This window comes from Chryseobacterium sp. Leaf404, assembly GCF_001424145.1.
Lineage (GTDB): Bacteria > Bacteroidota > Bacteroidia > Flavobacteriales > Weeksellaceae > Chryseobacterium.
In genome coordinates this window covers 572,011-595,905 of record NZ_LMQM01000010.1, presented here as the reverse complement: position 1 = coordinate 595,905, position 23,895 = coordinate 572,011, and the positions used below count along the sequence as shown (strand labels likewise).

General features: G+C 36.4%; 24 protein-coding genes and 1 pseudogene. 15 read left to right on the top strand and 10 right to left on the bottom strand.

Annotated elements, in window-relative coordinates; genetic code table 11:
• The first annotated feature begins 66 nt into the window (after positions 1 to 66).
• Positions 67 to 420 (top strand): arsenate reductase family protein, encoded by a 354-nt coding sequence (locus ASG31_RS08505; RefSeq protein ID WP_056030611.1) that lies wholly within the window; start codon positions 67 to 69, stop codon positions 418 to 420.
• Between the two features lie 857 nt (positions 421 to 1,277).
• On the opposite strand, the gene gcvT is transcribed toward ASG31_RS08505, so the two are convergent.
• From gcvT to idi, 3 genes are all read right to left on the bottom strand, one after another.
• Positions 1,278 to 2,354: a glycine cleavage system aminomethyltransferase GcvT gene (gene gcvT, locus ASG31_RS08500; RefSeq protein ID WP_056030608.1), complete on the bottom strand. Its 1,077-nt coding sequence runs from the start codon at positions 2,352 to 2,354 to the stop codon at positions 1,278 to 1,280.
• Positions 2,355 to 2,425: 71 nt separating this feature from the next.
• Positions 2,426 to 2,902: a hypothetical protein gene (locus ASG31_RS08495; protein WP_231433726.1), complete on the bottom strand. Its 477-nt coding sequence runs from the start codon at positions 2,900 to 2,902 to the stop codon at positions 2,426 to 2,428.
• An 8-nt stretch (positions 2,903 to 2,910) separates the two neighbouring features.
• Positions 2,911 to 3,420: an isopentenyl-diphosphate Delta-isomerase gene (gene idi, locus ASG31_RS08490; RefSeq protein ID WP_056030602.1), complete on the bottom strand. Its 510-nt coding sequence runs from the start codon at positions 3,418 to 3,420 to the stop codon at positions 2,911 to 2,913.
• A gap of 238 nt (positions 3,421 to 3,658) precedes the next feature.
• Here idi and ASG31_RS08485 point away from each other — a divergent pair, with 238 nt between their 5' ends.
• On the top strand, positions 3,659 to 4,063 hold the full coding sequence (locus ASG31_RS08485) for a hypothetical protein (RefSeq protein ID WP_056030599.1): 405 nt from the start codon (positions 3,659 to 3,661) through the stop codon (positions 4,061 to 4,063).
• Positions 4,064 to 4,160: 97 nt separating this feature from the next.
• Entirely contained in the window at positions 4,161 to 5,120 is a 960-nt protein-coding gene (locus tag ASG31_RS08480; protein ID WP_056030597.1) for a D-2-hydroxyacid dehydrogenase, read from the top strand.
• A 57-nt stretch (positions 5,121 to 5,177) separates the two neighbouring features.
• Here ASG31_RS08480 and mscL read toward each other — a convergent pair whose 3' ends face one another.
• Entirely contained in the window at positions 5,178 to 5,567 is a 390-nt protein-coding gene (gene mscL / locus ASG31_RS08475; protein WP_056030594.1) for a large conductance mechanosensitive channel protein MscL, read from the bottom strand.
• Between the two features lie 135 nt (positions 5,568 to 5,702).
• Between mscL and ASG31_RS08470 the strand changes: the two genes are divergently transcribed.
• Complete coding sequence (locus ASG31_RS08470; RefSeq protein ID WP_056030591.1) at positions 5,703 to 7,217, top strand: bifunctional ADP-dependent NAD(P)H-hydrate dehydratase/NAD(P)H-hydrate epimerase; 1,515 nt, start codon at positions 5,703 to 5,705, stop codon at positions 7,215 to 7,217.
• 52 nt (positions 7,218 to 7,269) lie between these two features.
• On the opposite strand, the gene lgt is transcribed toward ASG31_RS08470, so the two are convergent.
• Positions 7,270 to 8,136, bottom strand: coding sequence for a prolipoprotein diacylglyceryl transferase (lgt, locus tag ASG31_RS08465; protein ID WP_056031403.1), 867 nt, complete (start codon positions 8,134 to 8,136; stop codon positions 7,270 to 7,272).
• A gap of 406 nt (positions 8,137 to 8,542) precedes the next feature.
• On the bottom strand, positions 8,543 to 8,791 hold the full coding sequence (yidD, locus tag ASG31_RS08460) for a membrane protein insertion efficiency factor YidD (RefSeq protein WP_082504513.1): 249 nt from the start codon (positions 8,789 to 8,791) through the stop codon (positions 8,543 to 8,545).
• Between the two features lie 149 nt (positions 8,792 to 8,940).
• On the opposite strand from yidD, the gene ASG31_RS08455 reads away from it, so the two are divergent.
• Entirely contained in the window at positions 8,941 to 10,218 is a 1,278-nt protein-coding gene (locus ASG31_RS08455; protein ID WP_056031397.1) for a replication-associated recombination protein A, read from the top strand.
• Between the two features lie 51 nt (positions 10,219 to 10,269).
• Here the strand turns inward: ASG31_RS08455 and ASG31_RS08450 are convergent, their stop codons facing one another.
• Positions 10,270 to 10,707, bottom strand: a complete 438-nt coding sequence (locus ASG31_RS08450) for a hypothetical protein (RefSeq protein ID WP_056030589.1) — start codon at positions 10,705 to 10,707, stop codon at positions 10,270 to 10,272.
• A 270-nt stretch (positions 10,708 to 10,977) separates the two neighbouring features.
• Entirely contained in the window at positions 10,978 to 11,409 is a 432-nt protein-coding gene (locus tag ASG31_RS08445; RefSeq protein WP_056031394.1) for an acyl-CoA thioesterase, read from the bottom strand.
• A gap of 137 nt (positions 11,410 to 11,546) precedes the next feature.
• Here ASG31_RS08445 and dnaA point away from each other — a divergent pair, with 137 nt between their 5' ends.
• From dnaA to ASG31_RS08425, 4 genes are all read left to right on the top strand, one after another.
• Positions 11,547 to 13,001, top strand: coding sequence for a chromosomal replication initiator protein DnaA (gene dnaA / locus ASG31_RS08440; protein WP_056030586.1), 1,455 nt, complete (start codon positions 11,547 to 11,549; stop codon positions 12,999 to 13,001).
• Positions 13,002 to 13,110: 109 nt separating this feature from the next.
• The gene (locus tag ASG31_RS08435) at positions 13,111 to 13,581 is read left to right on the top strand and encodes a low molecular weight protein-tyrosine-phosphatase (RefSeq protein ID WP_056030583.1); all 471 of its coding nucleotides are present in this window, start codon (positions 13,111 to 13,113) and stop codon (positions 13,579 to 13,581) included.
• A 40-nt stretch (positions 13,582 to 13,621) separates the two neighbouring features.
• Positions 13,622 to 14,320: an SAM-dependent methyltransferase gene (locus ASG31_RS08430; RefSeq protein ID WP_056030580.1), complete on the top strand. Its 699-nt coding sequence runs from the start codon at positions 13,622 to 13,624 to the stop codon at positions 14,318 to 14,320.
• Positions 14,321 to 14,391: 71 nt separating this feature from the next.
• Positions 14,392 to 14,769 (top strand): hypothetical protein, encoded by a 378-nt coding sequence (locus ASG31_RS08425; protein WP_056030577.1) that lies wholly within the window; start codon positions 14,392 to 14,394, stop codon positions 14,767 to 14,769.
• Between the two features lie 91 nt (positions 14,770 to 14,860).
• Here ASG31_RS08425 and ASG31_RS08420 read toward each other — a convergent pair.
• Positions 14,861 to 15,619, bottom strand: a pseudogene (locus ASG31_RS08420) (DUF4349 domain-containing protein).
• A gap of 175 nt (positions 15,620 to 15,794) precedes the next feature.
• Here ASG31_RS08420 and ASG31_RS08415 point away from each other — a divergent pair.
• The gene (locus ASG31_RS08415) at positions 15,795 to 16,862 is read left to right on the top strand and encodes a DUF2891 domain-containing protein (protein ID WP_056030574.1); all 1,068 of its coding nucleotides are present in this window, start codon (positions 15,795 to 15,797) and stop codon (positions 16,860 to 16,862) included.
• A 204-nt stretch (positions 16,863 to 17,066) separates the two neighbouring features.
• On the opposite strand, the gene ASG31_RS08410 is transcribed toward ASG31_RS08415, so the two are convergent.
• A complete protein-coding gene (locus tag ASG31_RS08410; RefSeq protein ID WP_056030571.1) occupies positions 17,067 to 17,540 on the bottom strand; it encodes a DUF962 domain-containing protein in 474 nt (157 codons plus the stop codon).
• A gap of 68 nt (positions 17,541 to 17,608) precedes the next feature.
• Here ASG31_RS08410 and ASG31_RS08405 point away from each other — a divergent pair, with 68 nt between their 5' ends.
• The 5 genes from ASG31_RS08405 (at position 17,609) to ASG31_RS08385 (ending at position 23,812) form a co-directional block, all read left to right on the top strand.
• Positions 17,609 to 18,451, top strand: coding sequence for a helix-turn-helix domain-containing protein (locus ASG31_RS08405; RefSeq protein ID WP_056030566.1), 843 nt, complete (start codon positions 17,609 to 17,611; stop codon positions 18,449 to 18,451).
• Positions 18,452 to 18,544: 93 nt separating this feature from the next.
• Positions 18,545 to 19,855, top strand: a complete 1,311-nt coding sequence (locus tag ASG31_RS08400) for a TolC family protein (RefSeq protein WP_056030563.1) — start codon at positions 18,545 to 18,547, stop codon at positions 19,853 to 19,855.
• A gap of 22 nt (positions 19,856 to 19,877) precedes the next feature.
• Positions 19,878 to 20,993, top strand: a complete 1,116-nt coding sequence (locus ASG31_RS08395) for an HlyD family secretion protein (RefSeq protein WP_056030559.1) — start codon at positions 19,878 to 19,880, stop codon at positions 20,991 to 20,993.
• Between the two features lie 173 nt (positions 20,994 to 21,166).
• Positions 21,167 to 22,759: a hypothetical protein gene (locus ASG31_RS08390; protein WP_056030556.1), complete on the top strand. Its 1,593-nt coding sequence runs from the start codon at positions 21,167 to 21,169 to the stop codon at positions 22,757 to 22,759.
• A gap of 348 nt (positions 22,760 to 23,107) precedes the next feature.
• Positions 23,108 to 23,812 carry a class I SAM-dependent methyltransferase gene (locus ASG31_RS08385; protein WP_056030553.1) on the top strand — a complete coding sequence of 235 codons (705 nt, stop codon included), beginning with the start codon at positions 23,108 to 23,110 and terminating at the stop codon, positions 23,810 to 23,812.
• Positions 23,813 to 23,895 lie beyond the last annotated feature (83 nt).

Genomic DNA, 23,895 nt, shown 5'->3' with positions numbered 1-23,895 from the left:
ACCTATTTTTGCAGATTGAAAACTGAAGGGGTTTTCATTTAACCATTAGAAAATGTAAAACTCTCAATGAAAAAAGTATTTTATCTTAATACATGTGACACTTGCAGAAAAATTATAGGACAGTTTAATCTTAAAGAATGGGAACTTAGAGAAATCAAAAAAGAGCCCATCACAAAGGAAGAAATCGAGGCGATGTACGAGCATACAAAATCTTACGAAGCTTTGTTCAGCAAAAAATCTACTCAGATCAAACTCAGAGAAATAGATTTAAAAACTTTGACTGAAGATGATTATAAAGAATTACTTCTGGATCATTATACCTTTTTGAAACGTCCGGTTTTCCTTACAGATAAAGAAATTTTTGTAGGAAGCGAAAAAGCAACTGTACAAAGCGTGAAAGATTATTTCAGAGCAGATTAATTGATCTGAATAAAGATTTTTTAATATAATTAAACCTCACAGGTTTTCAAAAGCTGTGAGGTTTTTTTGTGAACTAAGATCACGAATTTTTTAAGATGTTTTTAAATAACTTAATTACGCGGCCTTTAGATTTGGCTCTTAAATTTTTAAATTAAAAAGCTTTTATTCCTGCTTCAGATAAACTGCAAACGCAGGAAGTCTCAAACATGTTGCGGGAAACCAACTGCAGTCGCAGGAAGTCTCCAACAAGTTGCGGGAAACAAACTGCAATCGCGGCAAGTCTCAAACAAGTTGCAGGAAACAAAATGCAATCGCAGGAAGTCTCAAACAGATTGCGGGAAACAAAATGCAATCGCAGGAAGTCTCAAACAGATTGCGGGAAACAAAATGCAATCGCAGGAAGTCTCCAACAGGTTGCGGGAAACCAATTGCAATAAGTTCAAACCTTATTTTAGTAACGAAGGTCTGTAATTCAATAGGAATGGGCTTTAGCCCATTTGTCTTATGATATATATGTCTGGCTTTAGCCGAAATCTAATTTTAAGTTTTGGCTAAAGCCTAATTTATGCTCATTATTTGTACATCGGTCTAAAGCCCGACGCTATTGATTTAACTCTTTGAAAATTTGAACTTACATCTCAAACCGAAATCAAATTGGAAAGGTATCTTTTGAAAATTTATAAATTATTGGTAAGAAGCGGGATCATCTCATAGCCCAGATCGCAACGGCATCCTTTTTTTGCGGCTGGATGAGGATGGCAAAAAAGATATAGTGGAGAGCTGGAATCAGCTCCAAAAAAAATAACCGCCTAATCAATTATGACAAGGCGGTTTTCTATAAAATAGGTATTTCCTGATTACACAAATGGCATTTTTACCACTTTTGCAGGGATGTTTTTGTTTCTTACCTGAATGAAAATTTCAGTTCCCAGTTTGAAGTGAGGTTTGTCTACATAAGCGATTCCTAAACCGATTTTCTTCATTGGCGACTGTGTTCCTGAAGTTACTTTTCCGATCACGTTTCCTTCTGCGTCTACGACAGGGTAGTCGTGTCTTGGAACTCCTTTGTCTGTCAGTTCAAAACCTACTAATTTTCTGGTAACGCCTTCTTCTTTCTGTTTTGCAAAAGTCTCTTTGGAAACAAAATCTTTATCGAATTTTGTGATCCATCCTAAACCGGCTTCGATTGGGGAAGTGGTATCGTCGATATCCATTCCGTACAAGCAGAAACCTTTTTCTAGTCTTAAAGTGTCTCTGGCAGCTAATCCGCAAGGGATAATTCCTTCTTCGGCACCGGCTTCGATGATGGCATCCCAAAGTTGCTCAGCATTCTGATTGTTGAAATAAATCTCAAAACCACCGCTTCCCGTGTAGCCTGTGTTTGAGATAATAACATCACTCACGCCTGCAACAGAACCTACTGTAAAATGGTAGTAAGGAATTTCTGAAAGGTTGGTTTCTGTGATTTTCTGAAGAATTTCTGTCGCTTTCGGACCCTGAACTGCCAACAGAGACATTTCGTCTGAAGCATTGGTCATTTTCGCTCCGAAAGTATTGTATTTTGAGATGTGATCCCAGTCTTTATCGATGTTTGAAGCATTTACAACCACAAAATATTTTTCGTCCGCCATTTTGTAAACAATTAAATCGTCCACAATTCCGCCATTTTCGTTTGGAAGACAAGAATACTGTGCTTTTCCGTTTTCGAGAACGTCTACATTGTTGGTGGTTACAAACTGCAAAAGATCTTTCGCACCCGCACCTTCGATGAAAAACTGTCCCATGTGCGAAACGTCAAACAATCCCGCTTTTTCTCTTACTGCAAAATGTTCTTCCGTTACTCCGGAGTATTGTACAGGCATTTCAAATCCTGCAAAAGGTACTATTTTCGCTCCCAGAGAAACGTGCTTGTCGTACAATGCTGTTTTTTTCATGTTTAATTTTTATATTTATTTTCTGTTCTAATTGTAATAATTTTAAAGCGAAGTCCGTAAAGATTTTGACTTTATTTTTTAATTTTAAAACTTTCAAAGGCTTCGCTGAAAAGCATTTTGTAATTTCCGTTCCAGTGTTTTTGCTGACAGTTGATGCTTACCAAAAACAAATCTTTGTTTTTCTGATACACTTTTGTAACCCAAAAAAGATTTTCTTTTTCATCAAAATAATCATACTGATATTCTGAGTATCCTTTTTTACTGCCCGTGTTTTTTACTTTTTTCTCGTCGTCTGCAGAATTGTATAAAGCTAAAATAAATTTCTTTACTTCCTCTTTCGGCAAATCTAAATCATGATATTCTGAAATGGTAATTGCACCAATCTGATTGGTCGGGAAAATATTGACAATCCCTTCATCATTCGTTGCCTTCCACAAATCGGGCATTTTGATTGAATAATTTTCGCTTTCGTAAAGTTCCTTTCCCGGTTTTTGTGAGAAAGAAAATGTGCTTACTAAGAATGCGGTTATTAACAGATATTTTTTCATCAGTATATTTAAAAATTGTGTTTATATTCTTGGAGAATAATTTTAAACCATTCGGTAAACTGTCCCGGATTTTCTGAAATTTCTCTATCTAAATCTGAAAGCGAAATATAGCGAACTTCCGCCACTTCGTTTTTATTCAAATTAAACCCTGAACTGTAGGTTCCTGTGAACACATGATCCAGCTCGTGCTCCCAAAGTCCGCCCCCAACATCAGCTTTGTAGATAAAATGAAATTTTTCTGAAAGATCTGTTTTGATTCCTAATTCTTCAGACAACCGTCTTTCTGCGCCTTCAAGATACGTTTCGTCAATTCTCGGATGTGAACAGACGGCGTTTGTCCATTGCTTGGGAGAGTGATATTTCCCCTCCGCACGCTTCTGTAAAAGCATTTCACCTTTGTCGTTAAATAAAAAAACCGAAAAAGCACGGTGAAGCAAACCATTAATATGAGCCTGCTGTTTTTCCATTAAACCCAGAACGTTATCTTCGGAATTTACCAATACAACCAATTCTTCCATTCCTACAAATTTAAGTTTTAATCGCGATTTCGTAAAATAATTGTTTAAAATTTTTAATATTTATGAAATTTTGGCTTTTTATTAAATAAAATTAAACCTCATCTTTTATGAAATGTGCAATAGAATGGAGTGATTTGTATTTTTAAGTTGTTTTTTCTGTTAAAATTTTAACATAAACTAAGATTAATATTTCCGTTTCATCATTAATGCTTAACTTTGCACTTTAAAAATTTTAACGATGGAACTAAATTATATTGAGCATATCAGTCCGATTCTAAAAGACGGAGTAAAGAATTATCTGATCGATATCGACGGAACAATTACGGAAGATGTACCCAACGAAGAGCCTGAAAGAATGGTGACCTGTGATCCTTTTCCGGATGCTTTGGAAACAGTGAACAAATGGTACGATGAAGGTCATCAGATCTGTTTTTTTACCTCAAGAACAGAGAATTTAAAGCAGATTACAATTGATTGGTTAGACAAGCACGGTTTCAAATACCACAGCGTTTTGTGCGGAAAACCAAGAGGCGGAAATTACCACTGGATTGATAATCATCTGGTGAGAGCCACAAGATACAAAGGCAGATTTACGGATATGGTTGAAAAACAGGTAACCATAGAAGTTTTTAAAGAAGATTAAATCAAAGAGAAGGTTTAAAAATTGAAATGAAAGGCAAAATGCTGCAGATTCTTTTAATTTTTAAATCTTTTTACATTTTAAATAGATTAAGTTAGTTATGAAAGTTTTAGCAAACGACGGTTTAGACCAGTCCGGAATTGATGCATTGACAGCAAAAGGTTTTGAAGTGATTACCACAAAAGTTCCTCAGGAATTTCTTCTGGATTACATCAACGAGCACAAAATCCGTACGGTTTTGGTAAGAAGTGCAACGCAGGTGAGAAAAGATATTATAGATAACTGCCCGTCGCTGGAAATCATCGGTAGAGGTGGAGTAGGTATGGATAATATTGATGTAGACTATGCGAGAGAAAAAGGAATTCATGTGATCAACACGCCTTCTGCATCGTCAGAATCTGTGGCTGAACTGGTTTTTGCCCATTTATTTTCAGGAGCAAGATTTTTGCAGGATTCCAATAGAAAAATGCCTTTGGTAGGAGATACTGAGTTTGCTTCACTGAAAAAAGCGTACGCTGCAGGTATCGAATTGAAAGGAAAAACCATCGGCATTATCGGGATGGGAAGAATAGGACAGGAAGTTGCGAAAATCGCTCTGGGACTTGGTATGAGAGTGATTGCTGCAGATAATATGATTGGAAAAGCGAGCATTAAAGTTACTTTTTACAACAAACAGTTTATTAATGTGGACATTGAAACTGAACCGCTGAATGAAGTACTGAAACACGCAGATTTTATTACACTTCACGTTCCGGCTCAGAAAGATGGCTACATGATTGGGAAATCTCAGTTTAAAATGATGAAAGACGGTGTTGCGATCGTGAACTGTTCGAGAGGCGGTGTTATCGACGAATCTGCTTTGATTGAAGCTTTAGATTCAGGAAAAGTGAGATTTGCAGGTTTGGATGTTTTCATTAACGAGCCAACGCCTTCAAAAGAAATTATTACACATTCTAAAATTTCTGTAACACCTCACACAGGTGCTTCAACGCTCGAAGCTCAGGATAGAATCGGGCTTTCTCTGGCAGAGCAGATTACAAGTATTTTACAGATTCAGTAATTTTGAATCTTCAGGAATAAAGAGAAATGCCGCAAAAATTTTGCGGCGTTTCTTATTTTATAAAGTATTCTTTGATTTCAATAAATCTCTGATTTCCATTAATAATTTTTGGTCTTCAGTTGGTCCTGCAGGAGCTTCAATAGGAGCATCTTCTTTTTTACTTAAGCTTGCAATTCCTTTGATGAGCATAAATAAAACAAATGCTACGATTACAAAACTGATAACAGAAGAAAGGAAATTCCCATACTTCACACCGTTCCATGAAAGTTCTGCAATGTTTTTTACATTTGCCTTTTCCAACGCCGGATTTAGCAGCAGTGGCGTAATAATATCATCAACGAATGATTTTACGATAGCACTGAAAGCTGCACCAATAATTACACCGACTGCAAGGTCAACAACGTTTCCTTTGAAAGCAAAATCTTTAAAATCTTTTACAAATCCCATAATTTTTATTTTTTAAATGTTTTGCACAAAAGTATCATTTAAAAATAATAATATTAAATGTTTTGGGTAGTTTTTTGATTTGAATGATGAATAATTTTAAATAATTATGGTTAAATTTAATAAAAAACAATTCAAATGAAAATTTTTACAGCCGAAAATATCAGAAAAGCAGACCAATATACGATACAAAATGAACCGATTTTCTCTGTTAGTTTAATGGAAAGAGCTGCGCAAAGTTGTGTCGACTGGATTTATTTTAAATGTAAAAATCACACCCGATTTGCAGTTTTCTGCGGTAACGGAAATAACGGCGGCGATGGTTTTGCCATTGCAAGGATGCTTTATCTGAAAGGTTTTGATGTGGATGTTTTCGTTGACAAGTCAAATTCTAAATTTTCGGATGACGCTTCTGTCAATTTAAAAAAAATAAAAGATATTTCAGGAATTACGGTTCATGATTTTAATGAAACGGACAAGTTTAATTTTGAGAAAGCCGTTTTGATCGATGCATTGTTCGGAACAGGATTTTCTAGATGTTCAGAAGGAATTCATCGCGATTTAATTGAAAATTTAAATTTAAAAAATACTCCAAAAATTTCGATTGATATTCCGTCCGGAATGTTTGCAGATCAGCTAAATGGCGAAAACGATGTCATCTTTAAAGCGGATTTCACATTAACTTTTCAGTTTTTGAAAAAGACCTTTCTCCATCCTGAAGCCGGTAAGTTCGCCGGAAAAGTAGTTGTTTTGGATATAAATTTATCAAAAAAGTTTATTGACGAAACGGAAACTGATGATTTTGTAATTGATGATGAATTAATTTTAAATATTTTTAAACCCAGACCTGACTTTTCGCACAAAGGAACTTTCGGAAAATCGATTATTGTTGGCGGAAGTTACGGGAAAATCGGTGCGGCAGTTTTGGCTACAAAAGCAGCGTTGAAAACCGGTTCAGGATTAACTTTTGTGCTGGCTCCGAATTGTGGTTATGAAATTTTACAGACGAGCTGTCCGGAAGCCATGTTTATTAATGGTGGCGATAAAATTATCAACAGAATTGATGATCAGGAAAATGCTGTTTACGGAGTAGGTCCAGGATTGGGAACAGATAAGCAAACTGAGGAAGCACTACTGAAATTCATTAAAACTCATCAAAATCCTCTCATTTTAGATGCAGACGCTTTAAATCTTATTTCTAAAAATAAAAATGATTTAAGATTAATTCCGAAAAACTCTGTCATCACTCCACATCCTAAAGAATTTGAAAGGCTTTTCGGCAAAACTCAAAATTCATTGGAGAGATTAGATTTAGCCAAAACAAAGGCTAGAGAACTCGAGATTATTATAGTTTTAAAAGATCATCACACACAGGTCGTCAATCCCGATGGTAAAGTTTTTTATAATATCACAGGAAATTCAGGTTTGGCAAAAGGTGGAAGTGGCGATATTCTTACAGGAATTCTGACTTCGCTTGTAGCACAAAAGTACTCACCTGAAAAAGCTGCAATTCTGGGCGTCTGGCTTCATGGGAAATCCGCAGATTCAGCAGCTGAAAAGCATTCCAAAGAAGCAATGCAACCCACAGATGTGATTGATGAAATAGGAAATACCTTTCTTAAATTAAACAAAAAAGCCACAACCAGGTTATGACTTTCTGTTAGTATTTTCAAAGCTAAGAGCTGGAAGCCAACAGCAATTTACCTTAATCAGGTTTCGCATTTTCAGCCTCAGTGATTTTCATTTTTTTAGAGTAAATCATAATCACAACTCCGGCAATAATAAAAGGAATGGAAAGCACCTGGCCCGTATTTAAACTTCCAATAGAAATGTACTCTTTGCCTTGCGGCTCCTTCAAAAACTCTACAAAGAACCGTATTGCCCAAAGAATAATGAAAAACAAACCAAACAGCCAACCCTGCTGGTATTTTTTATCTGTTTTTCTGTATAAAACCCAAAGTAAAATGAAGAGTAAAATATAACCTGCAGCTTCAAGAAGCTGTCCCGGATATCTTGGTACACTCAAGCCATATTCGTCACTCATCTGTGGGAAAAGAATTGCAAAAGGTGAGCTCGGATCAACCTGTTTACCTACAATTTCTGAATTAAAAAAGTTTCCAAGTCTTACAAAAGCACCGCCCAGAGAAACTACGATTCCCAACCTGTCATACACCCAAAAAGGATTTTTTCTGATGATTTTGAAAGAGTAATAAAGCGTTGTGAAAATCAGCGCAATTGTTGCTCCATGACTTGCCAAACCGGAAAAACCTGTGAATTCAAGTTCTGGTTTTGTTCTGATTGGCAGAAATACACTTAGAAAATCTTCGCTGAAAAGTTCACGCTGATAGAAAATCACATGTCCAAGTCTGGCCCCCAGGATAGTTCCAATCAATGTCCATGTAAAAATAGGATCCAGATATTTTTGGTTAACGTGGTCGATATCAAATATTTTTTTCATTAAAATATATCCGAAACCGAAAGCAAATACAAACATCAAACTGTAATAATGCAGTGTGAATGAGCCTAATTTTATCCCAACCGAAGGATCCCAGATTTTGTACTCTGTTTCCAGAGAAACCTGATCCGCCTCTGTTAAAGGTTTTGAAGACTTCAGGATATATTTGAAATCTGCTTTATTCTGTGTTGGCTTAAAATCTTTATTTAAAAACTGATACCCGTTTTTCTGAAGAACCATAAAAGAGTTATCATAATATTCTCCCAAACCGTTTTTACCTTCAAGATTAGCATTATTTACAATAACCAAACTGTTTGGTGAATTTTTGCCTGCAAAATCAGCAAAGGTCTTGGCATCTGTAGTAGTGAAAACTTTTACAGGAACAGACTGGCTGTTCACAATCAGGTTGGCATCAGAAACACCATCTGGATAGTATTGCGCAAAGAGATTTTGGACAAAAAAAGCGAAAATAATTAGATAAACTCTAAAGAATATAGTATTCATTATAAAAATGTTTTAAACATTAGTGATTAGATTTTGGAGGAACGGGATCGTAGCCGCTGCCGCCCCAGGGATGACATTTTAAAATTCTCCTTACACCCAGCCACAATCCTTTAAAAATCCCGTGGACCTGCAGAGATTCTACCATGTAATGTGAGCAGGTTGGCTCGTACCGGCAGTTTTTGGGAAGTAGTGGCGATATAAACCATTGGTAAAATCTAACGAGAATTACCAGAGGAAATGTGATGATTTTATTGAATGAAATTTTCAAAACATTGCAAAAGTAGGGTAAAAAATTGAAATTTAGTTTAAATTTGTTTCAAGTTTAAGACTGTAAACAGTTCATTCACCGGATAAATTTCCGGGTTGATCGATTCTTATTTACCGTCACTCAAAAATTACAATGCAAATACTAAAATCTTGAATCACAACACGCCTTTAGCAGAAAGATTAAGACCGAAAACTTTGGATGAAGTTTTAGGCCAGGAGCACCTTACAGGAGAAAAAGGCACCATCAGAAAGATGCTGGAAAATGATTCGTTAAACTCTCTTATTCTCTGGGGCCCGCCCGGAACAGGGAAAACCACTTTAGCTGAAATTATTTCAGAAAAATCCGGACGTAAATTTTTTAAACTTTCGGCAGTTTCTTCCGGAGTGAAAGATGTGAGGGATGTAATTGAAGATGCCAAAAAACAAAATCTTTTTTCAGGAAAATCTCCTATCCTTTTTATTGATGAGATTCACAGGTTTAATAAATCTCAACAGGATTCTCTTCTTCATGCGGTAGAAAAAGGCTGGGTGGTTTTGATTGGTGCAACTACAGAAAATCCGAGTTTTGAAGTGGTTTCGGCACTGCTGTCGAGAAGTCAGGTTTATGTTTTGAAAGGCTTAAGTCATGAAAAACTGGAAGCGCTTATTGATGTTGCTTCGGCAAGATTTAATAAAGATGAAAACTGTGATTTTATAATTATGGAAAAAGAGGCATTCATTCAGTATTCCGGTGGCGATGGGAGAAAACTGATTAATTCCGTAGAGTTGGTTCTGAGTCAGTTTAAAAATTCATCAACAAAAAATATTACGAATGACGATGTGATGTCGGTTCTTCAGGAAACGATGGCTCTTTACGATAAAAATGGAGAACAGCATTACGATATCATTTCTGCTTTCATCAAATCAATGCGTGGAAGTGATCCTAACGGAGCAGTATACTGGTTGGCCAGGATGATTGCGGGGGGAGAAGATATTAAATTTATTGCACGGAGAATGCTGATTTTAGCTTCTGAAGATATTGGTTTGGCTAATCCGAATGCTTTGGTTATTGCGAATAACTGTTTTCAGGCAATTAACGTGATTGGAAATCCGGAAGCGAGAATTTTACTGAGTGAAACTGCGATTTATCTGGCGGTTTCTCCTAAAAGTAATTCTGCTTATGCTGCAATTGATGCTGCTTTGGCTTTTGTAAAGAAAACCGGAAATCTTCCAGTACCGTTACATTTAAGAAATGCTCCAACGAAGCTGATGAAAGATTTGGATTACGGAAAAGAGTATAAGTATGCACATTCTTTTGAAGGAAACTTCGTTAATCAGGATTTTTTACCCGAAGAAATTAAAGATGTGAAGTTTTATGAACCTGGAAATAACGCAACAGAAAAGAAGATCTATGACGAACTTAAGAAAAAATGGAATGATAAATACTGAAGAAGGATACTCAAAATGAATATCCTTCCAAAAATATAATATGGCAAATTATTATTTCTTCGTGCTGCTGATGTAAAGCGTTTTTCTGCCGTTGTAATCTTTTACTTCAGCGTTCACCATCAGATCGGCAAAAATATTTATTTTTGTATCTGGAAATTCATAACCGTCTACAAAAACAGGAGTTTCCGGAGCTAAACCGTTTTGCCTGTTAAGATCTCCAAGGCTGATAAAATCCAGTGTTCCGAAATCTTTCTTAAACTTTACAGCTGCCAAACCGTTTTCAGCCAGGAAACTGTATTTTTTTAATTCCTGTGGCAGCGCTGCAGAGTTTTTATACATATTTACGCTTTGTACAAACTGTTTGTTTGCATCAAACATCGCAACAGTTCCCACATTACCATTGGCAATTGCAAATTTTGTAGAAGAATTTTTTTGTGCAAAAACGCTTACAGAAGCAAATAAAAGTAAAGAAAATAGAACTTTTTTCATAATCAAAAATTATATCGGTTAAATACGTGATAAATGTACATAAATTTTGGTTAACAGCAACAAAAATTATAAGTATTTGTAAATATCTTTGTGTTAATAGAAAAACAGATCAAATGGTGATGAAAATTCGAAATACAGTTTTTGATTATGAAATCCACTGATAATTAGGCTCTTATTTTTATCTGTCTCTTTTTTTGGAATTCAGATTTCAGTCATTTCTCATTTTTTTAAATTTTTTAGTTGGAGAAAATGATTATAAAAAACATAAAATCAGTCATCAGATAATACGTCTTTTGGCTTCCATTCCTTCTCAATAAAGTTCATCAGAAAATCCGGACATTTGATAATTTTACCAGATTCTGCATCCAGAAAAAAGAGCGTAGTTCTGGCATCCGTAATTTTAACGTTTTCCTGATTGAATATCTCATATCTAAACTCTATCTTTACTCCCGGAAGCTTTTCGATGTAGGTATGAATTGTTAACTCTTCGTCATAGAACGCAGGTTTTAAATATTTAATATTATATTCTGAAACCGGAAGCCAGATTCCTTTTTTTTCGATGTCATTATACGAAATTCCTATGCTTCTGAAGAGCTCCACTCTCGCAACTTCCAGATACTCTGCATAGTTGCCGTAGTAGACATATTTCATAGGGTCTGTTTCTCCGTAACGTACTCGTAATGAGTGAGTTGTATGTATCATATCGAGGTCTTTTTTATACATACAAATATATTTTTTAATAATCAATAGGTGCAACATTTTTTTTTAAAAAGAAAATACGTGACCTTTGCTGTCCACCTTTTTTTGATGACTAACTACGCAATATCAGGGCATAAAAAATGAAAGAAAATTTAATGATGACATGGCAGAATTGCCTTCAGTTTATGAGAGATAATCTCAATGCGGCTGAAGATAATTCTGATCTGAAGAAACTTGAAAAATCCTTCGACTTACTTTTCGACAAAGTGCAGCCGGTTTCTCTTGTAGACAACAACCTTACGCTGATGGTACCGAGTGATTTTTACAAAGAATATATTGAAGATAATTACCTGTCTCTACTTTCTGCTGCCCTGAAGAAAAATATTGGTAAAGGCGTTAAACTTTGGTATTCTGTGATGGAAAACAAACCATCAGGACAGGAAAAACCTGTCACCATGAATATGAAAGGCAAAACCGTAGCCACACCCAAAATTCAGGAAACTATGCCTCAGGGTTTTTCCGGAAACATCGTCAATCCGTTTGTAGTTCCGGGAATCAAAAAGGTGAATATTGATTCTAACCTTAAATCAGATTTTTCTTTTGATAACTACGTAGAGGGTGAGAGCAATAAATTTGCTTCTACCGTGGCAAAATCTATCGCCAAAAGACCTGGTGCAACGGCTTTCAACCCACTTTTCCTGTACGGAGGTTACGGTGTTGGTAAAACTCACCTTGGGCAGGCAGTTGGTCTTGAAGTGAAAAGTCAGTTTCCGGACAAGGTAGTTTTGTATCTATCGTCAGAAAAATTCATCCAGCAGTTTATTTCGGCTGCAAAAGCTCATAAACAGACGGAATTTGCCAATTTTTATCAGATGGTGGATGTGCTGATTATCGATGATATTCAGTTTCTTTCGGGGAAATCTGCTACACAGGACAGTTTCTTCCATATTTTTGACTATCTGCATCAAAACGGAAAACAGATTATCCTGACTTCAGATAAGGCTCCGGTGGATATTATGGATATTCAGGAAAGAATTGTGTCCCGTTTCAAATGGGGACTTTCTGCTGAAATTAAATCTCCGGATCTTGAAACCCGTAAAAAAATCATTGTTGATAAACTAAGCAGAGATGGAATTGTCTTAACAGATGATATGCTTGACTTCCTGGCTGCTGAAGCAAAGACAAATGTGCGTGAACTCATCGGTGTGATTAACTCTGTGATTGCGTACTCCACAATTTACAAGTCAGATTTAAGTCTGGAACTTTTAAAGGAAACCATTAATAAAATTGCGGCAAACCAGAAAAAAATCATCAATATTCCTTACATTCAGGAGGTTGTGTGTGATTATTTCGGAATTAAAAGAGAGCAGCTTTTATCTAAAACAAGAAAAAGAGAAATTGCACTTCCAAGACAGCTGGCAATGTATTTTGCGAAGGAATACACCAATTCCACCTTTACCAAAATAGGTGAAGAAATGGGAGGCAAGGACCATTCAACCGTAATGTACGCCTGCGAAACCATAAAAGACGTTTCGAAGATTGACAAGGAAGTAAAAAAATATGTGAAAGATCTTACTGAAAGAATCAAACATTAAGTGAGAATTTTTTTAAATTAATATTAAAAATGAAGGATAGATTTATTCTTCATTTTTTATTTTTGTAATCTCAAATCTCAAATCTCAAATCTCAAATCTTAAATCTCAAATGAAAATATTAATGGTCTGTCTCGGAAATATCTGCCGAAGCCCGCTTGCTGAAGGAATCTTAAAATCAAAACTTCCCGCAGATTTTCAGGTGGATTCTGCCGGAACAATCAATATGCACGAAGGAAGTGCACCGGATCAAAGATCTGTGGAAGTGGCTTTCAAAAATGGTTTGGATATTTCAAAACAGAAATCAAGACATTTTCAGGCCAATGATTTAGATGAATATGACAAAATTTTCTGTATGGATAAAAACAATCTCCGCGACGTTCTTTCTATGGCAAAAACGGATGCACAGAGACAGAAAGTTTCTCTATTGATGAATGATTTGAATCTGAAACAACATCCTGATGAAGTTCCCGACCCTTACTGGAGCGGCTCCGAAGGTTTTGACAAGGTTTTTAGACAGATTGATGATGCCTGCGAAATCATTGTAGAGAAACTTAGAAAAGAAACTTCCAACGCAAAGTAAATCAAAATCTCACTCTTACTCCTAACCTTAATCTCAAAACATGCTCTTCCTACTCCCCGCATATCTCTCAGAAAATACTGCTGTCACTCACTTTTCGCCTGTGATTAAAGAGTATATAATGCAGACTGATTATTTTTTTGTAGAAAACGAAAAGACAGCAAGAAAAGTAGTGAAATTTTTTGCTCCTGAAAAAAAGCAGTCAGATTTAAAACTGTTTTTACTCGATAAATACACAGAAAATGCTGATATAAAAGAAGCTCAAAGTTTGATGATGAAAGGTCAGGATTTCGGACTGTTATCTGAAGCAGGTCTTCCCTGTATTGCAGATCCGGGAAATCTAATGGTGAAATGGTGTCATGAAAAAAATATTAAAGTTGTCCCGATTTCAGGGCCTTCATCAATTATTCTGGCTTTAATTTCAAGTGGTTTCAATGGTCAGGAATTTACTTTTAACGGTTATCTTCCCATCGATAAATCAGAAAAGAAAAAACAGATTCTTCATTTGGAAAATCTTGTACAGAAAACAGGTTATTCACAGATTTTTATGGAAACGCCATACCGTAATAATCAGCTTGTAGAAGACTTGCTCAAGGTGCTTCCGCCGAATTCTAAACTGTGCATTGCTTCCAATATCAATGATCCTGAAACAGAATTTATCAAAACAAAAACCATCAAAGAATGGCAGAAACAGAAACCCGAACTCCATAAAATTCCGACGGTTTTTGTGCTTGGAAAATAATTTAACAGGTCATTAACATCAACTTTGCATCATTCTTGTCTACTTAAAGATATAACATTAAAACAAATATTATGTCTGAAAAAAAATTAGCAGGACTTTGGATTGATACCCAAAAAGCTGTAGTGGTAAAAAATCATGATGCTCAGAATTCATTCAAATTCTTTTTATGCAGTCCTGTGAAAGCTGTTATCCAACACGGAAACTCAAGTGAAAACGCAGGAAATAACGCTGAACAAACCAATAAGGTAAAGTTTTTCAAGGAGGTAGAACACTTGTTGATTAATTCTGAGGAAGTTTTTATTACAGGTCCCGGAACTATTCAGGAAGAGCTGAAAAAACATCTTCACGATACAGCACAGTTTAAAAATCTTAAAGTTATTTTAGAAACTTCACAGCAAATGTCTGACGAGCAGGTTCTTGAAACTGTGAAATCTCATTTTAATGCATAGTTTTAAGTGATAAACTGCATCAAGCTGATCCGGAGAACATATCTTCGGATCAGTTTTTTATTGGTTATTTTTTTCTTGAAAATTTCAACTTTTACCATACAAAAATCAGGACTGGTAAAAGGAATAAGAATGGCCATAAAGTGATCAGGACTAAGAAAAATTGCACAAAACCATTCCATCCTTCAGTAATTGAATCTGCGAAACGGCTTCCAAAACCAATTTTTGATGTGGTGGAAGATCTTACTTTTTCTTTAAAAAGTGTAAGATTGAGCGTGCTGTAATTCACACGGTCATCAATGAATTTCAATCTGCCCTCAGAGACGTCAATTTCATCTTCCAGATTCCTGATATTTTCCTGAATTTCGAGCATATCACTTGTTGATTTTGCACTTTTGAGCATATCTCTATATTTTTCAAGATAGATTTTCTTGTTTTCTAATTTTATAGAATCATCCACATATTCTTCAGTAACATCATCAGAATAAATATTCTTTGCAGTTACAGTTCCTAAACCGTCTGAAATAGAGTTGGTTATAGCTTAGAACTTCTGGTGTGGAACCCTGATGATAAATTCCATATCGTCCTGAGTATCGGTGTTTCTGAAGGTTTCTTTCTGAATGTAAGCCTGATATTTTTTAACGACAGACTGGATCTGGCTCCGGGATTTTGTAATATCATCAACCTGAACCGTCATCTCTCCGTTTTTAATAATTTTTTTCGCAATTGAACTGACTTTCGGAAGAGGTTGCGAATCAGTATTTTTATCTTCAGATGGTTCTTCACTGCTTGCTGGAGCGGCATCTCTTTGCGGAGCAAAATTTGCGGTGGCACTTGCAGGCACATCCTTCATTTCTTCAAGATTAGCTTCTACTATTTGTTCTTCCTGCGGCTCACTCTCATTTTTACTACAGGATATAAGTATTGTAAACGCGATTGCAATAAGGATTTTCTTCATTTTTAAATTTTTGCAGGTTTTCACCAGATGTTGTATTCAATATTACGAATTTGTTTTTTATTTTTAAAACATGAAAAGATATCTTCACATTTTAGTGCTTTTACCTGCTGTAATGTTCGCGCAGCAGAATCCAGGACTGACGGATGAAATGGCTGTTAAACTTTCCGAAAAACCCCTTCACTGCATTAATCAGGCATATCCTAACAAGACGGCACACATCATCAATACCGCGGCAGAAGTTTCTTTGAGCCCAAAAGATCTTCATCCAAGTTTTTATGGCTGTTTCGATTGGCACTCTTCTGTTCATGGGCACTGGATGTTGGTAAGACTTTTAAAAACCAAACCTGATCTGTCTGTTGCTAAAGACATTGAAACCATTTTAGACCAATCTTTTAAAAAAGAAAACCTTCAGACCGAAGCAGATTATTTCACAAAATATCAGCTGACAACCACTTTCGAGCGTACTTATGGCTGGGCTTGGCTGCTAAAACTTGATGAAGAATTAGCAACATGGAATCATCCAAAAGCGAAACTCTGGCATCAGAATCTAAAGCCATTAACGGATAAAATTTTAGCTTCCTGGAAAACTTATCTGCCTAAACAGACGTATCCCAACAGAACGGGAGTACATCCCAACACGGCATTTGCAATGGTTTTTGCACTGGATTGGGCGAGAGCGGTACAAGATAAAGATTTTGAAAATCAAGTGACAGAAAAAGCAAAATATTTTTATTTAAATAACACAAGAACTCCTGCATATCTGGAGCCTGACGGTTCAGATTTCTTTTCACCAAGCCTTGAAATTGCTGATTTAATGCGAAGAATTCTTCCTCAAAAAGAATTTGTAAAATGGCTTGATAACTTTTATGAAAAGAAAAGTCTGGAAAACATTGAAAAAATTCCTGTGGTGAGTGATTTGAGCGATTATCAAACTGTTCATCTCGTAGGTTTATCTTTCACAAAATCATGGTGCATGAAGGGAATCGCAAAATCCCTTCCCGATAATCATCCATTAAAAAAAGAATTCCAAAAAACGGCAACCATCTTTTTAAACAACGGACTTCCATTATTATTTCAGGGAAATTACGGTGGCGATCACTGGCTGGCAAGCTTTGCAGTGTATGCTCTGGAAGATTGATATGATTTAAATTAATTAAGAATTTGATTCCTAAATATTAGTATTTCATCACTATGAGCCTGTTTAAATTTTCATCAAATAAATAATTCTGGTAGAAAAACTCTTCGACGAGCTCAGAGTGACACCGATAAATTGAGCGGTTAGTATTAGATTTGTCAGTCTGAGCATGTCGAAGAATCAATTAATCAAACCATTAAATTAAAATCAATATCGAATCCCTGATTTTTTCAAAATAAAACTCAATAGCCAAATAGGTCCAATCAAAAGAAACTGTAAATCTTTTAGAAATGATGGTTTTTTTCCTTCAATTTTATGACCTACAAACTGTAAAATCCAGGTCGCAACAAAAACTCCCAGATAAATAAGCCAGGATTTTCTCCCAAATGTAACATTGACGAGAGAGACAAAATGTTCCATCAAAAGCATTACGAAAATCATAATTACAGCGATTCTCCAGGATAATCTGAAGTAAAAAACAGTAACCAGACACAAGGCAATGAAACTTGCAATACTCAGAAAACCAAAGTATTTCAGATAGATGTTCGGTGTGGGAATGTAGGAAATAAAACCTAATATGGTCCAGAAAATCAGCGGAACACAGATCCAGTGAATCAGTTTGTTGGTAGAATTTCTGTGGCTTTCTGCGTATTCAGCAAACAGACGGTCTATTTTTCTCATGGTCTAAATTTGGTGGAAGCTAAAATAATGAATTTTTGTGTAAATAAGACTTTCGCTATTTTTGTAATATGACAGCTTTAGAAAAATTTGGGGTCGAGATTTTTACTCAGGAAACCATTCATCAGAGAATCGCGACAGATAAACCTTTCCGGCCAGATAATCCTGCATTTCTGTTCATTAAAAGCGGAACTATAAAGCTGCGTCAGCATCTTAATGACATCGAGCTTTCTGCCAATACGTTTATCGTTACAGACCCACAAACGGTGTACGAACTTATTTCCATCAGCGATGATTTTCAGTCGAGAATGGTTTCTTACAAACGAGAATTTATCTCAGCTTTGTCTTTAAAATTTAACAGATTAATTACGTACCGCTATTTTCGTCAGCAGATGAATGTTGCAGTGCCTTTTTCTAAAGATGATTTGGATCTGGTTTGGAAAAGCGTCAATTTTCTTAAATATATTCTCGATTCTGATACTGAAATGATTTATAAGAAAGAAATTGTGGAACATCTGTTTTCGGTTTTCTGCTATCAGATGGCGGGGATTATTTCCAGTGAAGACAACAGTGCGATGAGCCAGATGTCCCGTCAGGAAGAGATTGTTTTTAATTTTCTCAATGATCTCTCAAACAGCCATCTCAATAACCATAATGTTAAATTTTATGCGGAACGGCAATCTATTACAACCAGACATCTTTCATCAGTGGTGAAGTCAGTGACAGGAAGATCAGCAAGTCAGATTATTGCTTCAATTGTGATCAATGAAGCGAAAGTGTATCTGAACTCAACTAAAATGCCTGTTGCGGAGATTTCAACCATTCTTGGTTTTAGCGATCAGTACTCATTCTCGCACTTTTTTAAGAAGCATTTAGAGACAAGCCCAAGTCAGTACAGACAACAATATCAATAAACGAATCCTACATTTAAACATCTTTTTCCAAAAATCAAACATTTGTTTGAATCTGTAACCAGCCTAACTTTGCATCTGTAAAAACAAGGTAAAATGGTTAAGAACATAAAAATAGCAATATATCTGTTTATAGGACTTTTGCCTGCGCTGTTTTTTTCACAGGAAATAAAACAGATGACAGCAGAGGAAGTGGCTCAGTTAGCACTTCAAAATCACTATCAGCTGAAAGTTTCTGCACAGAATATAGACATTGCAAAACAGCAGACAGAGATCACGAAACTTCAGAAACTTCCCACCATCACTGCATCTACAAGTCAGTTTTATTTGGGAAATGTAGTGGCTATAGATAAAGATTTTTCCAGTTCAGCAACAGTGCAGATGCCTCATTACGGAAGTTCGTACGGAGTACAGGCAACACAGCTTATATTTAAGGGTGGATTGATAAACAAATCAATTGAGCTTGCCGGTCTTCGTGAGCAGCTTTCGGAACTTGATCTGGAGAAAAACAAACAGGACGTCAAATTTCTGGTGATTTCAAATTATCTGGATATCTATAAAATCATAAATCAGGAAAAGGTTCTTCAGAACAACAAAAAACTCGCTCAGCAGCGTCTGAAAAATGTAAATGATTTTTACAGACAGGGAATGATTACCAGAAATGAAGTAATCCGGGGTGAGCTGGCGATTAAAAATCTGGATCAGAACATTTTAACCTTATCCAACAACAGAAAAATTCTCAACTACAATCTGAATACTGTTTTAGGTTTGAATTACGATACAGAAATAGTTCCTGTGGAAGATATAGAAAATAAAGAAAACGGAATCGGGCTGGATTATTATCTGGATCTAAGCCACAGCAAAAATCCTCAAATAAAATCTGCTGAAACCAACATTGCAGTGGCAGATAAGAATATCGAAATCATTAAAACAGATAAGTTGCCTACGCTTGCAGGTTTTGGCGGATACAGTCTCCAAAGACCCATTACAACTAGAAATCCTGTTCTGGATATGTATTCCAGCGGATGGCAGGGCGGCGTTTCTCTTACTTACAATATCGATAATTTATACAAAACCAAAGAGCGTGTGAAGCTCGGTGAAATTCAGAAAAATCAGGCGGGTGATGCAAAAACTCTGGTTCAGCAGAATCTTGATATGGCGGTGAATGCTGCCTACACAAAATATCAGGAAGCGATACAGCAGGCGGATATTCTGAATGATGCTAAAAATTTAGCGGATGAAAACTACAAAATCACAGAAGCGAAATATCTTAATCAACTGGCTGTGCAGGCCGAAATGATTGATGCACAAAACCAGAAACTGCAGTCGGAATTAGATTTTGCCAATGCAGAAATCAATGTGCTTTATCAATATTATAATCTGCTGAAATCAACCGGAACGCTTTAATTTAAAACTGAAAATCAAAACAATGGAAAACAAGGAACAAAATATTCAAGATACAAAACCTGCAGTTTCAAATGCAGAAGCTAAGAAAAAACAGAACAGAAAAAATAAAATCAGAGCTGTCATTTCAAACATTATCGTTTTTGCACTGATTGGTTTCGGTTTCTACTGGTTAGTACGTCAGTATTTTCATATCGGCGACAAAACCTACACAGAATCTGCTCAGGTCGAAGAATTTATCAACCCAATTAACACAAGAGTTTCTGCATACATTAAGGAAATAAAATTCATCGAACATCAACCTGTGAAAAAAGGTGATACTCTGGTGATTCTGGACGACAGAGAAATACTTACACAATTGGGTCAGGCAGAGGCAGCATATCAAAATTCCCTGGCGCAGAGATCAGCAACCAATTCATCAGTAAACACGGTTTCCAACAGTGTAAGTGTAATGGAATCTAATATTGCAGGAGCAAAAGCGAGACTGTGGAATGCTGAGCAGAATTTAAACAGATATAAAAATTTACTGGCTTCAGAAGCAGTCACAAGACAGCAGTATGACCAAATGAGAACAGAATACGATGCTCAGAAAGCCGCTTACGAAACTTTGGTAAATCAAAAACAGTCGGCTAACCTTTCTACTGCAGAAGTAAAAAGCAAACTGGGAATTAATGACGCTGAAATCAAAAGAACAAAATCTGCTTTGGATATGGCGAAAATCAATCTTTCTTACACCGTAATCACCGCACCTTACGACGGTGTGATGGGAAGAAGAATGATTTCTGAAGGTCAGCTGATTCAGCCGGGACAGCAGGTGGGAACCATCGTTTTGAATAATCAGAAATGGGTAACTGCCAACTTTTTAGAAAGCCAGATGCCGAATATCAAAATCGGACAGAAAATCATGATGACTGCTGATGCGCTGGGCGGTAAACAGTTTGAAGGAACGGTGACAGCAGTTTCTGCGGCAACAGGTTCAAGATATTCAAACGTTCCAACGGATAACTCAACAGGAAACTTCATCAAAGTGCAGCAGAGAATTCCCGTAAGAATCGAGTTTACAAATGCCAACAAAAAAGAAGATGTTGCAAAACTGAGCGCGGGAATGAATATGAATGTGAGCGTAGCAAATAAAAAGTAAAAAGTAAAAAGAACCAATTTAAAAGGATGGAAGCGGGAAGAAGGATGATGGAAGGACGTGATTCGTAAACTTTCGGCATTTAGTGGTAAAGTTTAATATTTTTTTAAAACAGTAAACGCAATAGTGGAAAACTTCTAGCACCCATCTTCCATCTTCCAGCTAAAACAAAAATCATGTACAACAAAGGTCTTTTCAGCAATTGGGTTCCAAAACCTGTACAGCTGCTCATCATCGTTCTGCTTCTCATTGTAGTGATGCCGCTCGGCGGCGTGTATACAGGAAACATCAGCTTTATGGTGAGCGGAACGGGTAAGTTGACAGAATATTTTATGTGGGCAAATTATGCCACCACCATAGGGATGGGCGCGTGTATGCCGGTTGTCCTAAGGTTCAAAATGAGGTATAAAGTACGTGACAAAGTAGTGCTTTTGCTTATAATTTTAGGATTTCTAAGTTATGTGAACGGTTCAACCATGGAGCCAGCAATCATCGTTGCGAGTGCTTTGGTGATAGGATTTTTTAAAATGATGATTACCATAGAACTGTTTCTGCCTTTAATGGCAATGATGGGCGGAAGAGGAGTTTTCTACGGTGTTTTCTATACTTTTGTTTTGACATTAAATCAGATTTCCAGTTACTGCGCAGTTGAAATTTCTATACTTTACAACTGGCAGCAGTTTTTCATCATTGCAGCGATTCAATGCTTTGCGATGGCTTTAATCTGCTGGATTTTTATGCACGATAAGTATTTTGCGCTCAAAGTTCCGCTGCATTACATCGATTGGCTCAGCATCATGCTTTTCGTAGCAACGTTTATGTTTTCGGCCTATGTTTTTTCATTCGGAAAACAGCAGGATTGGCTCAACTCCAATAAAATTATCAACGCAGGTATAGCCGCATTTGTAAGTTTTGCTCTGTTGGCGATCCGGCAGTTGACTTTAAAGAGACCTTATCTTTCATTTAAAATATTCAAAAGAAGCAATGTTCAGAACGGGCTGTTTCTTCTCCTGTGTCTGGGAATGTTTTTAGGAACCACCTCCATTCAGAATATCTTTTCAGTAGGAGTTTTAGGCTATGATCAGCTTACAAATGCTCAACTCAATCTGATGATGATTCCCGGACTGATTGTGGCAGGAATTGTTGCTGTTTTCTGGTTCAGGAAAGAGAAACCGCTCAAAATGTTCATCTTCTCAGGATTTTCCTCCATGTTGGGATATACATTGATCATGTACTTTTCGATGGTTTTGGAATTTAATTTTGAAAACTGGTATTTACCGATGTTCCTGAAAGGTTTTGGGATGGGATCACTTTTCATCTCAGTTTGGTATTACACATTAGACAAGCTGGAATTAGAGGATATGTTAGCCGCAATCGGGCTGGTTTTAGTATGGCGTACTTTTCTTGCGGTAGGATTTTTTTCAGCTTTATTTTCGTGGTTTCAGTATCAGTTTCAAATCGAAAGTCTTGGTGATCTCGCCGTTTATCTGGACGGAATGACGCTCACTTCACAAAACCTGCCCACCAGTTTGAAAAGCGTGCAGCTCAACGCCGTTATATCTGCCAATAAAAAACTTTTCGGATACATAACTGTTGCCGGTTTCGGAGTTCTGCTTTTTGTTTTGGTGCATCATTTTGGGGAAGAAAAATTCAGATATCCAAGAGTTATAAGACTCGTAAGCGGAAAATCTGTGATTGCCAGAAAACGTTTGAGAGAAAAAAATAAATTAGCGCACGAACTGAAAGACGCTTCCGGTTCTGCACTCTAAGTTACCTTGTTTTTACCCGTAAAGTCTCGTTTTGTCTTCAAAGCGGGGCTTTACTTTTTCTTCCGGTCATTGCAAGATAAGAAGCGATCTCCGGGATAAGTCATAAAATTATAAATTACCCGTTACCCATCACCCATTACTTATTTATTTTGGAGCTTAATCCCGCTATCCACTATATCTTTTGCTCTTCGTTCCTCATCACAAAAGGATGCCGTTCCTATCGGGGCTATGGAAGTTCAGCTGTTTTAGAACTTTTGTTAAACATTTAACTTTTAATAATTGAATTTCGAACCTGGTAAAATTTTCTAAAAAACTTCAAAAACCTATCTTTGCTGAAGAATTACAGCTATGAAAGACTTAATGGGACGTGCGATCCTGGACTATTTTCAAAACGAAAATCCTGAAGATCTGCAGACAGAAACCTCAATTTCCGAACTCGATGAGCTTCCGGTAGACTATCTTTTCAGAGATTTTGATGAGATGAATAAAATCGAGCAGAAAGCTTTAGAACTTTCTAATGGAAAAGTGTTAGACATTGGGGCTGGAGCGGGTTCGCATTCGCTTTACCTCCAGAATGAAAGAAAATTGGATGTTACTGCTTTAGATATTTCGCCAAATTCTATTGAAGTCTGTCAACTACGGGGCATTCAGAAAACAGTTACCCAAAATATGCTGGAATTTTCCGGAGAAACTTATGATACAATTCTTCTCCTGATGAACGGAACCGGAATTTTCCAAAGCCTGAATGTAATTGATATTTATCTCAAAAAATTACATTCTCTATTAAACAAAAACGGACAAATCCTGATCGACAGCACCGATATTCTGTACATGTTTGACACCGATGATGATGGCGGAGTTTTGATTCCTGCAAATGGATATTATGGCGAATTAGATTACATCGTTCACTATAAAAACGAGTCTGAAGATCCTATCAAATGGCTGTATCTTGATTTTAATACCTTGCAAAATGCCGCATTAAATAATGATTTTAAAGTAGAGATGATTTTGCAGGATGAGGATTCTTATCTGGCGAGATTGATAAAGAAATAGAAGAAAGCCTGTCATTGTGAGTAAGGAAGCAATCTTTAAGGTTATGAAAAAGAAAAGACACATCGCTCGATGTGTCTTTTCCT

What these genes read in the sequence shown, in the direction of transcription:
- ASG31_RS08505 (WP_056030611.1), top strand. Translation starts at nt 67, where the DNA reads ATGAAAAAAGTATTTTATCTTAATACATGTGACACTTGCAGAAAAATT.
- gcvT (WP_056030608.1), bottom strand. Translation starts at nt 2,354, where the DNA reads ATGAAAAAAACAGCATTGTACGACAAGCACGTTTCTCTGGGAGCGAAA.
- ASG31_RS08495 (WP_231433726.1), bottom strand. Translation starts at nt 2,902, where the DNA reads ATGAAAAAATATCTGTTAATAACCGCATTCTTAGTAAGCACATTTTCT.
- idi (WP_056030602.1), bottom strand. Translation starts at nt 3,420, where the DNA reads ATGGAAGAATTGGTTGTATTGGTAAATTCCGAAGATAACGTTCTGGGT.
- ASG31_RS08485 (WP_056030599.1), top strand. Translation starts at nt 3,659, where the DNA reads ATGGAACTAAATTATATTGAGCATATCAGTCCGATTCTAAAAGACGGA.
- ASG31_RS08480 (WP_056030597.1), top strand. Translation starts at nt 4,161, where the DNA reads ATGAAAGTTTTAGCAAACGACGGTTTAGACCAGTCCGGAATTGATGCA.
- mscL (WP_056030594.1), bottom strand. Translation starts at nt 5,567, where the DNA reads ATGGGATTTGTAAAAGATTTTAAAGATTTTGCTTTCAAAGGAAACGTT.
- ASG31_RS08470 (WP_056030591.1), top strand. Translation starts at nt 5,703, where the DNA reads ATGAAAATTTTTACAGCCGAAAATATCAGAAAAGCAGACCAATATACG.
- ASG31_RS08450 (WP_056030589.1), bottom strand. Translation starts at nt 10,707, where the DNA reads ATGAAAAAAGTTCTATTTTCTTTACTTTTATTTGCTTCTGTAAGCGTT.
- ASG31_RS08445 (WP_056031394.1), bottom strand. Translation starts at nt 11,409, where the DNA reads ATGATACATACAACTCACTCATTACGAGTACGTTACGGAGAAACAGAC.
- dnaA (WP_056030586.1), top strand. Translation starts at nt 11,547, where the DNA reads ATGAAAGAAAATTTAATGATGACATGGCAGAATTGCCTTCAGTTTATG.
- ASG31_RS08435 (WP_056030583.1), top strand. Translation starts at nt 13,111, where the DNA reads ATGAAAATATTAATGGTCTGTCTCGGAAATATCTGCCGAAGCCCGCTT.
- ASG31_RS08430 (WP_056030580.1), top strand. Translation starts at nt 13,622, where the DNA reads ATGCTCTTCCTACTCCCCGCATATCTCTCAGAAAATACTGCTGTCACT.
- ASG31_RS08425 (WP_056030577.1), top strand. Translation starts at nt 14,392, where the DNA reads ATGTCTGAAAAAAAATTAGCAGGACTTTGGATTGATACCCAAAAAGCT.
- ASG31_RS08415 (WP_056030574.1), top strand. Translation starts at nt 15,795, where the DNA reads ATGAAAAGATATCTTCACATTTTAGTGCTTTTACCTGCTGTAATGTTC.
- ASG31_RS08410 (WP_056030571.1), bottom strand. Translation starts at nt 17,540, where the DNA reads ATGAGAAAAATAGACCGTCTGTTTGCTGAATACGCAGAAAGCCACAGA.
- ASG31_RS08405 (WP_056030566.1), top strand. Translation starts at nt 17,609, where the DNA reads ATGACAGCTTTAGAAAAATTTGGGGTCGAGATTTTTACTCAGGAAACC.
- ASG31_RS08400 (WP_056030563.1), top strand. Translation starts at nt 18,545, where the DNA reads ATGGTTAAGAACATAAAAATAGCAATATATCTGTTTATAGGACTTTTG.
- ASG31_RS08395 (WP_056030559.1), top strand. Translation starts at nt 19,878, where the DNA reads ATGGAAAACAAGGAACAAAATATTCAAGATACAAAACCTGCAGTTTCA.
- ASG31_RS08390 (WP_056030556.1), top strand. Translation starts at nt 21,167, where the DNA reads ATGTACAACAAAGGTCTTTTCAGCAATTGGGTTCCAAAACCTGTACAG.
- ASG31_RS08385 (WP_056030553.1), top strand. Translation starts at nt 23,108, where the DNA reads ATGAAAGACTTAATGGGACGTGCGATCCTGGACTATTTTCAAAACGAA.